Origin of the sequence: Clostridium sp. DFI.1.208 (genome assembly GCF_024463855.1) — a bacterium.
GTDB lineage: Bacteria > Bacillota_I > Bacilli_A > Erysipelotrichales > Erysipelotrichaceae > Clostridium_AQ.
The window spans coordinates 1-9,109 of sequence record NZ_JANGCA010000099.1; the positions used below are offsets into that span (position 1 = coordinate 1).

9 protein-coding genes are annotated in these 9,109 nt (G+C 32.1%); 7 read left to right on the forward strand and 2 right to left on the reverse strand.

Going from position 1 to position 9,109, the window contains the following annotated elements; genetic code table 11:
• Positions 1-298: 298 nt before the first annotated feature.
• The 7 genes from NE665_RS22755 (at position 299) to iadA (ending at position 7,830) form a co-directional block, all read left to right on the forward strand.
• Entirely contained in the window at positions 299-2,935 is a 2,637-nt protein-coding gene (locus tag NE665_RS22755) for a PRD domain-containing protein (protein ID WP_178760222.1), read from the forward strand.
• Between the two features lie 2 nt (positions 2,936-2,937).
• Complete coding sequence (locus tag NE665_RS22760; RefSeq protein WP_178760221.1) at positions 2,938-3,357, forward strand: hypothetical protein; 420 nt, start codon at positions 2,938-2,940, stop codon at positions 3,355-3,357.
• A gap of 57 nt (positions 3,358-3,414) precedes the next feature.
• A complete protein-coding gene (locus NE665_RS22765) occupies positions 3,415-3,879 on the forward strand; it encodes a PTS sugar transporter subunit IIB (RefSeq protein WP_178760220.1) in 465 nt (154 codons plus the stop codon).
• Between the two features lie 25 nt (positions 3,880-3,904).
• Positions 3,905-4,696, forward strand: coding sequence for a PTS sugar transporter subunit IIC (locus NE665_RS22770; protein WP_178760219.1), 792 nt, complete (start codon positions 3,905-3,907; stop codon positions 4,694-4,696).
• Positions 4,697-4,706: 10 nt separating this feature from the next.
• On the forward strand, positions 4,707-5,540 hold the full coding sequence (locus tag NE665_RS22775; RefSeq protein WP_178760218.1) for a PTS system mannose/fructose/sorbose family transporter subunit IID: 834 nt from the start codon (positions 4,707-4,709) through the stop codon (positions 5,538-5,540).
• Positions 5,541-5,566: 26 nt separating this feature from the next.
• Complete coding sequence (locus NE665_RS22780; protein ID WP_187426265.1) at positions 5,567-6,529, forward strand: SIS domain-containing protein; 963 nt, start codon at positions 5,567-5,569, stop codon at positions 6,527-6,529.
• A 140-nt stretch (positions 6,530-6,669) separates the two neighbouring features.
• A complete protein-coding gene (gene iadA / locus NE665_RS22785) occupies positions 6,670-7,830 on the forward strand; it encodes a beta-aspartyl-peptidase (RefSeq protein WP_187426264.1) in 1,161 nt (386 codons plus the stop codon).
• An 81-nt stretch (positions 7,831-7,911) separates the two neighbouring features.
• Here the strand turns inward: iadA and NE665_RS22790 are convergent, their stop codons facing one another.
• Together NE665_RS22790 and NE665_RS22795 are read right to left on the reverse strand one after the other, a co-directional pair.
• Positions 7,912-8,478 carry an IS1595 family transposase gene (locus NE665_RS22790; protein WP_187426263.1) on the reverse strand — a complete coding sequence of 189 codons (567 nt, stop codon included), beginning with the start codon at positions 8,476-8,478 and terminating at the stop codon, positions 7,912-7,914.
• 7 nt (positions 8,479-8,485) lie between these two features.
• The gene (locus NE665_RS22795; RefSeq protein ID WP_187426262.1) at positions 8,486-8,929 is read right to left on the reverse strand and encodes an IS1 family transposase; all 444 of its coding nucleotides are present in this window, start codon (positions 8,927-8,929) and stop codon (positions 8,486-8,488) included.
• Positions 8,930-9,109: the final 180 nt, after the last annotated feature.

Here is a 9,109-nt window from a genome sequence, read left to right on the forward strand (position 1 = left end):
GGATTCAGGAATATACAGAATCTTATCGATATGATCATGATCGTATGTTCCCGGTTATACTATGAAATCAAACTATCTTATGAGCTTAGATGATTTCTACCCACACTTAGTGCAGATGCTTCTAAAAAAACCATCAGAACTAAATCTGATGGATAAAAAGTGGATATGGTGTTGAAAATAAACATGATTCTGTTGAACAAGAAAGAATAATGATTAAATTCTTTTGATTGTGATGAAAAAATCGACACACAAGTAGAAGGAGACAAAAATATTTATAATGATAATCAAGGAGAACAAAATGGTAACAAGCACAAAAAAAGGAATAGAACAATATATTGAAAATCAATGTAATTTATATGGAATTGATGCTTTAGAACATTTATCAGCTAATCAAATTGCAGAAGAATTATCTATTTCTAGACCTTTAGCAAGTCAATATTTAAATGAACTTGAGAAGGAAGGAATATGTTTTAAGGTAAATACTAGGCCAGTATATTTTTTCCATAAGAAAGCAATTGAATCTTATTATGGAATCATGATTCAAGATTCAGAATTTTATGATACTGATGAATTTTGGAAATATATATTGAACCATACTAATGATCATTTTTTCCTAAAACAATTGATTGGATGGAATGGTTCTCTTAGACCAATCATTGAAAAATCAATGGAAATGCTGAATTATCCACCCAACGGTTTACCTTTTATTATTCAAGGAGCGAGAGGTGTAGGAAAAAAGACGATCTTAAAGGTATTACTACAAAGTATTCGTTTTATTTCTCCTGTTTCAAAAAAAATGACTCAATTTGATGCAGTACAAGATCAAAGGGTAGGAAAGTTCATTTTAGAATTAGAACAATCAAATGAAAGAAAACCTTATATTACAATAATAGAACATGCAGAAAATATTTCGAAAACAACACAAAATATCTTGTTAAAATACATGAAAAATAGTCGTAGACTTCCAGATTTATTTATTCTTTTATCCGAAAAAGATTTAAGAGAATATTTACTTAGTGAATTACTCAGTCTTTTTCCATTTATTGTAAATGTACCTGAATTACAAGAAAGATCAAAAAGGGAGAGAGAAGAATTAGTCATTCGTCTATTTAGAAATGAAGAAGAGAATCTTGGTAAAAAAATAAAGTTATCTAATGTTGTATTAAATGCTCTTTCACAAGCTGTTTACAAAGACAATATTATTGGCTTACAAAATCACATTCGTTTAATATGTGCTCGATCTTTATTGAAATCAAATGGAAAAAGCATAAAAATACATGCATATGATTTAGATCAGCAGGATTTTGAAAACATAAAAATTTTAAAAGATGTCGTTTACTACATCGATATTTCTACATACAAAGGCAGTAAAGAGTTTGAATTTTTCATTCATGCTGTCGATGCATTTATTGATATGTATAAAAATGGTGGCATTGATTATCTTGCTCTTAATTACTATTCAAAATATAAAGAGCTTATAGATATGTTGTTTCAATATAATAACACCTTTGATAACACACATTTACGTGGCATAGAAACTGTGGTTGCAGATATCGTACAAGTGGTAGTTAGCCGACGCTATGTTAACATCCCTGGAAACTTTGTTTTTGAATCAGCTAAGCTACTATATTTCATACAGGACAATTTAGATGAAATAGACAGATGCTGTAAAGAAAGAGAAACTACGTTAAAAAAGATGCTCCAGGATTTATCTTTAAACTATCTCCAGGAGTGCACTATAACAGATGAAATATCTTCACTAATATTACATAATCTCGAAATTAAAACAAATATAATATTTCGTATTTTATTGATATTGGTTTTTCAAAGATATAACAAAAGTTTTACACATTGTAATATTTTTGGATTATTGATTTGTCATGGAAGGTCTACAGCAAGTTCTATGGCTGATTTAGTAAATACAATGATACAGGCATATGTATTTGATAGCATTGATATGCCTTTAGAAGCGACTGTTGAGGATTTTAAAAACGTACTAGCTAATACCATTGACCGAATTCAAAATAATGCTCAGATTATTATTCTAGTTGATATGGGCTCATTAGAACTTTTGGGGAAGGGTTTAATTGATGAAACACGCCATACAATAGGCTTAATTAATAATGTGACAACTCGAATGGCTCTACATATAGGGTATCAAATAAAAGAAGGAAAGCCTTTGGAAGATATTGTTAATAACATATCAAAGAGTATTCAAGTTGATGCGAAAATCTTTACCAAAGATTCTGAGGATGCAATTCTTTTTGTTAGTGAGACAGGAAAAAAGACATCTGAACGCATGATGCAATTATTTATAGAAAGTTTACCAGAACAAATTCCTGTGCACTTTATTTTTCTAGATTTGATGGAATTAACGGATGATTCATTTTACAACCAATTTATTGATATATACAATATTCTATTTATCACAGGAACAGTAAATCCAAATTTACAGAACGCTCCATTTTTACCATTGGAAGATTTAATTAATGGAGAACATTGGGACATGATATGTAATTATTTAAAGAGTTATTTAACTAAGGATCAAATGAATATATTGCAGAACAATTTGCGAAACAATTTTACATTAACAAATGTGATTCAATATTTATCCATCCTGAATCCGAAAAAGTTATTGGATAATGTAATAATGGCGATTGATATCCTTCAAGGAAAATTAGGGAAAAGATTATCAAATAAAGCTTTGGTAGCATTATATATACATATTTGTTGCATGATTGAACGACTAGTATCTAAAGACGCAATATTAGATAGTGGTGAACATATAGAACGTTTCAAAAAAGAACATGAAGAGTTTATAAATTTGACTAATATAAGTTTTTCACAAATATCAAAAGTTTATAGTATAACAATCACAATTGAAGAAATTCATTATATTTATAAATTCTTCAATGATGATAAAGAGGAGGAATGAATGTGGAAAAAAGAACAATTATCGCGTGTCATGGATGGTTAGCGGAAGGGTTCAAAAGTTCTTTAAATTTAATTGTTGGAGAAATTCCTAATCTTCAAACTTTGAACTGTTTTGTAACCCCAGAGTTTGATATTGAAAAGTCTGTAGAAAAGATTTTTTCAGAGCCGGATATAAAGAACTTCGATATATATGTTTTTACAGATATTATGGGAGGAAGTGTAAATAACGCTTTTGTTAAACAATTAGAAAAACATTCTTTTCATTTATTTACCAATATAAACTTAGCTATGTTAATTGATCATTTTCTGAGTCATGAAGATGCAGAAAAACTTTTTGAAAAAATAGAGAAAGGAGAGTTTAGACAAATTTTTTGCAATCATCTTTTGCATGATAGTTCAAAATGGTCAGTTGATGATATTTAGAGCTTTATCGGTAAATTTTATTTCGAAATTGCTCATCTAAAGAAGGGAGGTGTTGAAATGATACGAGGTTTGAGGATAGACCATCGATTGTTACATGGACAGGTGGCATTTTCATGGGCACATTATTATTCAGTATCAAGAATTATTATTATTGATAATAAAGCAGCGGCAGATGAATTTCAAAAAATGGCGTTGTCCATGGCAAAACCATCTGGAACTAAGTTAAATGTATTTTCCGTAAACAAAGCTTTAGAATTAGCAGAGAAGATTGATTCTTTAAACGATGATATTATGATTGTTTTTGGAAATACTACAGATGCGAGTCAGTATATTTGTGAACACCCTGTTTATAAAGAATTGAATTTAGGAGGTATACCTAAAAAAGAAGATAGTATACAGTATACAAATGCAGTTTATTTAAATAAAAAAGAAATACAAGATTTAGAAAAAATTCAAAAAACAGGATGTCGCATTATTATGCAGCAGTTGCCTACATCGAAATTGGAAGAATTGAAACTTTAACTTGGAGAAAAAAAGGAGGAGGTATATGAGTTTATTTCAATGTTTTATCATAAGTTTAATTGCAGTGGCTTCCCAATTAGATTCTCGAATCTTAGGACGTACGAATTTAGAAAGACCACTTATTACTTGTACATTAGTGGGACTTTTTCTAGGTGATCTAAGTACAGGATTACTAGTTGGAGCGCAGATGGAGATGATTACACTTGGTATGATTGCTGTTGGAGCAGTTTCTGGCGCAAATATGAATTTAGGAGCAATTATTGGGTGTGCTCTTGTTATACAAACTGGCGCAACCGTGGAGACCGCTTTAACGATTGCAGTTCCTGTTACTATCATTCGAAATTTATTATGGAATCTTGGACATATTATACGTGTTCAATTAGCTCATATGTGTGATAAAGACGTGGATGAAGGTAAATTTGAAGCAGCTAAACGTGTAAATTATCTTTGGGGACCATTACAGTATGCTCTATTACCAGCATTTATACCATGTTTCATCGCTTTATATTATGGTGAGAGCTTTGTTAATATGGTTGTAACTTATATTCCAGACTGGATTAATACTGGTATTACACTAGGAGCTAATTTAATCTCATTTTATGGATTTGCCTTATTACTTACTACTATGATAAATAAGAAAAATGCAATTTTCTTTTTCATTGGCTTTGCAATTGCTGCTTATTCAGGATTAGATTTAACAGCAATGGCAATGATTTCTATTTTAACCGCAGTGTTATTGTATATGCTTCGATACCAAGATAAAAAACAAACATCTACAGTTTCTGCGGTTGATGCTTTAGAAGATTTAGATAATTAGGAGGTTAGGTATGAAAGATGGACTAAAACTTCAAAGAGAATACCCTCTACATAAAAAACTTGTAGAATTTTTCTGGGGTGGTTGGTTTAGTATGTGTAACTGGAACAATGAACGTCAAGCAAACACGGCATTTATGTATGGAATGTCTAAAACAATTGATCGTCTATATCCAAACCCAGAAGATTTAGAAAAAAAGAAAGAAGCCTATCATCGTCATTTGGTATTCTATAATACCACTCCTCAATTTATGCCTTTTCAACTAGGATTAGCAGCTGCAATGGAAGAAGAGTATAAAGAACATCCAGATACTTTTAATCCTAAAATGATTAATGATGTAAAAATTGCTTTGATGGGCCCTTTAGCTGGAATCGGAGATTCGTTTTTTCAAGGAACAATTCGAACAATAGCAATGAGCATTGGAGTCTCATTTGCACAACAAGGTTCCGTGTTAGGACCTATTATCGCAATGGTAATATCATTAGGCACTTCTATCCCAATAACATGGTATGCAGGGAAACTCGGATATCTGAAAGGTAAAGAATTACTTCAACAAATTATGAAATCAGATTTAATGGAACGAATAATGTATGGATGTTCTATTGCTGGATTGATGGTTGTTGGTGGTATGGTGGCTTGTCTAGTCAATGTAACAACGCCAATTGCTATGGGCGAAACATTCCAATTACAGAGTGTTTTAGATACGGTTTTGCCCAAAATGATTCCTCTACTATTAACAGGATTAATGTTTGTTGTTGCGAAAAAAAAGGTAAATGCCTTATTAATCATGTTAGCTTGCTTTGTAATTGGTGTGATTCTAAGTTACTTTGGAATATTAGCTGTATAAAAATATAAAAAAAGGAGGATTTTAAAATGGTAGATGTAAAACAGTTAATTAATGAAATTTGTTCAAAAAAAGAAATTCATAGTATTAGTTTTTCGGGATGTGGAGGTTCTCTTGCTTGCTTCTATGCTCCATATTATTATGTTACAAGAGTGTCTGATAAGCTATCTGCGACATATACTACTGCTAATGAATTCGTGCATGATACTCCTATTTCTGTTGACAATCATGCTTTAGTGGTAGTTGCTTCTAGAAAAGGAAATACAGCCGAGACGGTTGAAGCAGCTAGAAAGGCAAAACAACTCGGTGCTACAACAATAGGTCTAGCTTATTTGAAAGATACTGCTCTCGAAGAAGTCGTTGACTATATTATTCATTATGAGGTAGGAGATGACGCTTTATTTGAAGAAACAAAAGCAGCTTATGCTTTAAAGATAGCTTATGAGCTGGTTAATACAGTAGAAGGTGATAAAAATTACGAAAAAATGAGACAGGCGATGACATTGTTGAATACATTAATACCAGATGCTAAGAAAGCTATTATGCCTAAAGCAATTCGTTTTGCGCAAGAATATCAAAACGATACTATGATTTATACAATGGGTAGCGGATGTGCCTGGAGTTCAGCACAACAACAGTCTATTTGTATTTTCATGGAAATGCAATGGATCAATTCTGCAGTTATTCACACGGGAGAATTTTTCCATGGACCATTTGAAATCACAGATGAAAACACAGCCTTCTTGTTATTAAAGTCAACTGGAAAAACTAGAAAATTGGATGATCGTGCGATTAATTTCCTAAATAATTTTAACCATCACCTGACTGTAATTGATGCAATGGATTATGGATTTGAGAAATTAGGTGATGTTTCTGAATACTTTGATGCATTATTTTACACAGCTATGTTAGGTGTTTTTAATCCTCTGCTTGCAGATTTACGTAATCATCCTCTGAGTAAGCGTCGTTATATGTGGAAATATGCCTACTGATATTTCCATTTATCATATATAAAAGACAGGAGACAGGGAGTTCCCTGTTTTCTGTCTTTTATCTTTAAGAGTAAATAGACTGTAATCAATAATAAAAATTATCGATTGTGCGTCATATTATATGAAGGGAGGGGAATATCATGTTATTAATAAAAAATGCAAATATCTATGATCCAAGATTTATTGGAACTAAAAATCTACTGATTGGAGCTGGTAAAATTTTATCTATTGGTGATCAGATATCAAATAAATGGATAGAATCAGAATCATATATAATAGATGCTAAGCAAAAATATTTAATACCAGGTATTATTGATCGTCATGTGCATATTATTGGTGGAGGAGGAGAAGGCGGTTTCTCTTCTTTTGCTCCACCTGTTCAACTTTCGGCTTTGCTGAAAGGAGGTGTAACGACAGTAGTTGGTGTACTGGGTACAGATGGTGTAACAAAAACAATTGCACAATTACTAGCCAAAGCAAAAGGATTAAAAGAAGAAGGTATCTCATCTTATATTTGTAGTGGATCTTATGGAATACCAAGTATCACACTTACAGGGTCTATCAAAAAAGATATAATATTTATCAATGAAATCCTTGGAGTAAAGCTAGCTTTAAGTGATCATCGTTCCTCACATGTGACATTAAATGAATTAATTCGTTTAGCTAGCGATGTCCGAATGGCCGGGCTAATCAGTGGTAAAAATGCTTGTATACATTTGCATATGGGTGATGAAGATAATGCATTACAGTTGGTTGGGGAGATTTTATCAAAAACTTCATTACCTATTACACTATTTCATCCTACACATGTCGGAAGAAATCCAAAATTACAAAATGAGGCTTTTTTATTTGCTAAAAAAGGAGGAACCATTGATTTTACTTGTGGACAAAATAATATAAAACAAGAAATTTTATCCATTTCTTTAAAGAAAGCAAAGCAAGAAGGAGTACCTATGGAAAAAATAACAATTAGTTCAGATGGACAGGGGAGTTGGTCTATCTATAACATAAATGGTGCTCTTCAAAAGATTGGAATATCTGATGTTGATACTGTTTTGAAGCAGATTCAATTTGAAGTTATGAATGGTTTTATGTCATTAACAGAAGCAATTTCTTTGGCAACTTTAAATGTTGCTAAAGCTCTTGGATTATATCCAAATAAAGGTTGTATCCAACAGGGAAGTGATGCTGATTTATTGATATTAAATACAGATTTAACATTAGATACAGTTATTGCTAATGGAAAAATAATGGTTAAAGAAGGTAAAATATTACAAAAGGGTGTTTATGAAAATGAATAACTTTTAAGTTTAGAAATATAAATCTACTAAATTAATATCCATTATAGTTTCGATGAACCTCCAATTTGCTGACATAGCCTTTTAAGTAATCACAAATTTAAAAAGATCTTCTTTTCGTATTTGACGAATAAAAAAGTAACTAGCTTGTCCTCTCAATCTTTTCATAATCAGTAACAGGAATTCTTGTGAGTCCATTCCCTGATATTCCTTCTGTAATGTAAACAGAGCATTATATCGGTTGATGTATTTGCTGGACACTCCCCGGTAAAACCGATACTGCTCCTTGATCATTGAATGGAATGAATTGACATTGTTCAGATGATTGACTGCATTGTATTTACTGTAGGTATTCAAAACTTTGTTGGTGCATTTCTTTTCACAGAGGACTTTCGTATAACTTTGCAGTCCATCTGTCCAGACGTAGCTTTTATTGGCAACGGATTGACAAAAGTCTTCTACATTTTTTATAGAAGGTTTCGCTACATTGAATGACCGTGCAATACATTTTCCCAGACGTTGAACTGCAGTGAATATGCACACTTTCTCATCGGACAAACCGGCCCTGGAAGTACAGGTCCCCCGCTTCTTGCCGGGATGATCTTTGATAAAACGGCCTTTACGGCAATGTGTCACATACGTTTCATCCATTTCGATTTCATGATGTAGTACATATGGGACACTCCATATCTTCAATGAAATGAAGATATTTGTGACGCATACGAAAAGCAGTGGATTCATGTACATCAATTTTAGCAGCTGTATGAAGCAGCGAATTTCCATTCTGCGTTTCTATGATAAGATCGTTCCATTTCGACTGCGGTTGATGAGAATAGTAAGTCAACTGACCATGATCACATACAAAGCGTTTTTTACAGGAATTACATTTCAACATCTGTTTACCAGCCTTGGTTTTACCCGCTTTTACGAGCACGGGATGATGTTGACCACATTTAGGACAGTATTCGAAATGAAAGTGATCCATCTGTTGATTGATTTCCAGATAATCACGGATCATTTGAGAAATGCGATCTTTTTGATAAGCGCAAAGTTTTTTTTCAATAGAAGGGATTAGAAAATCAGAAATAGTATTCATCAACATATAAGTAACTCGTTTCTCTATACTTATAAAATGCTGTTTAATCCAACATTATTTGGCTCTTCTGTACTAAATGTGGGTAGATCTTTATCAAAAGAATGAATATCGCTTTTATTCATCGTATAAAATAAGAATATTTGAATATAAGAAAACCATATGGTATTTTTCTTAAGCGACCAAACC

Excerpts from the sequence above, each read along its gene's own strand:
- NE665_RS22780 (WP_187426265.1), top strand. The coding sequence starts at position 5,567 with ATGGTAGATGTAAAACAGTTAATTAATGAAATTTGTTCAAAAAAAGAA.
- NE665_RS22770 (WP_178760219.1), top strand. The coding sequence starts at position 3,905 with ATGAGTTTATTTCAATGTTTTATCATAAGTTTAATTGCAGTGGCTTCC.
- iadA (WP_187426264.1), top strand. The coding sequence starts at position 6,670 with ATGTTATTAATAAAAAATGCAAATATCTATGATCCAAGATTTATTGGA.
- NE665_RS22795 (WP_187426262.1), bottom strand. The coding sequence starts at position 8,929 with ATGTTGATGAATACTATTTCTGATTTTCTAATCCCTTCTATTGAAAAA.
- NE665_RS22755 (WP_178760222.1), top strand. The coding sequence starts at position 299 with ATGGTAACAAGCACAAAAAAAGGAATAGAACAATATATTGAAAATCAA.
- NE665_RS22790 (WP_187426263.1), bottom strand. The coding sequence starts at position 8,478 with ATGGATGAAACGTATGTGACACATTGCCGTAAAGGCCGTTTTATCAAA.
- NE665_RS22765 (WP_178760220.1), top strand. The coding sequence starts at position 3,415 with ATGATACGAGGTTTGAGGATAGACCATCGATTGTTACATGGACAGGTG.
- NE665_RS22775 (WP_178760218.1), top strand. The coding sequence starts at position 4,707 with ATGAAAGATGGACTAAAACTTCAAAGAGAATACCCTCTACATAAAAAA.